1 protein-coding gene is annotated in these 1,248 nt (G+C 66.2%); it reads left to right on the top strand.

Annotated features, from left to right (window positions below; translation table 11 throughout):
* The first annotated feature begins 992 nt into the window (after window positions 1–992).
* A complete protein-coding gene (locus tag ACIPEK_RS46710; protein WP_402009155.1) occupies window positions 993–1,118 on the top strand; it encodes a hypothetical protein in 126 nt (41 codons plus the stop codon).
* Window positions 1,119–1,248: the final 130 nt, after the last annotated feature.

The following is a 1,248-nucleotide window of genomic DNA, read 5'->3' as shown; positions in this document are numbered from 1 at the left end:
CTCCGGATGCACGCCGAGATCGACGGCCAGTTTCTTGATCGGCGGCTTCGGATCGGCGGTGCGGTACATCCGTACCGCACGCTCACGCAACTCGAGCGAGTATTTCCTGGGGGCAACCATGGTCGATGTTCCTCTCATGAAAACCATCTGACCCTCTGTCACCACACTCCGCATCTCGGGGGAACCTCAACCGCACATAATGCGCACGCACAAAACCACAGGCCAGGAGACCTTCGCGGCCGGTTCGAGAATGGCGACACACTCCACATGATGGGTCATCGGAAAGACGTCGCTGGAAGTGGCATTCAGAGAACCTGCAGGTCAGACACAGTGTGACCGCTCCCGAGAAGCGACCTGCATGTACCCGGAGCGTCAAACGAGCGTCACGGCCGAGACGGGTCGGCCCTGGTCGACGGGTGTCGACGGCAGTCCCGCACACGGCCGGAAACAAGGACGGCAGATGTGTGGAATCACCGGTCGGCGCTCACCCCCGGGCGCCGGCCACCGTCGAAGCGTTCCCGCACTGCGGGGTCGTCAAGCAGTCGGCACGGGTGGCTCGGTGCGTACAGACGTGTCCTCGTGACGCAGTGGCTCGCCGCAGGTACGGGACCCGGGGCTGCGTCCGGTAGAAAACACCCGCACGAAGATGCCTTCCTCACCCACCACCCATCGTCGTCCACGACGTCGTCTGCCACGGCGTCGACCTGCAGCCTCCGGCCACACTCACGGCGGCCGGCTCTGGCTTGCGGACCTGTTCGCCGAGCCGACCAACCTCGACGGTCGCCGGCCTGGAGCATTTCAGCGGTACCCAGTTGCACGTGAGCCGGAACGCGGGTGCCCGGGCCCACCGGCACGCGTGGGCATGCCTTCCGGCACCGCTGTCGTACGACTCGCCTCGAAAGAGCTGAAAGACGAGAGCGAGAGCGAGGGGAGTGCCCCCAGGGGGTCGACAACCCGGCGTCTCTGCTCCGGGAGCTCATCGAGCTGGGCTGATGACGCGGCACACCGACACTGCGATCGACCTGCCCGACGCCTACCGCCTGGCCTCCGGCATCAAACGCGCGGCACCGCCCCCGCCGGCTGACGGCTCCGCGGAGACGTACCACGGGACGTGGTGAGTCCCTTGCGCCACAGGGCGATCTCTTCCCCCACAGGGGGGGTGCCCCTATCTGTTTCGTCAAGCCTGGCGGGGCTGGTTCGTAGGGGTTGGTCCTGGTTTTCGGGAACGTCCCGCGAAGCGGGACGTTC

It is taken from the genome of Streptomyces sp. NPDC088246, from assembly GCF_044741025.1.
Classification (GTDB): domain Bacteria; phylum Actinomycetota; class Actinomycetes; order Streptomycetales; family Streptomycetaceae; genus Streptomyces.
The sequence above is the reverse complement of the archived record's forward strand: the minus strand, read 5'-3'. Positions and strand labels throughout refer to the sequence as shown.

Bases quoted from the DNA above. Each gene is read 5' to 3' on its own strand.
- ACIPEK_RS46710 (WP_402009155.1), top strand. From the start codon at position 993: ATGACGCGGCACACCGACACTGCGATCGACCTGCCCGACGCCTACCGC.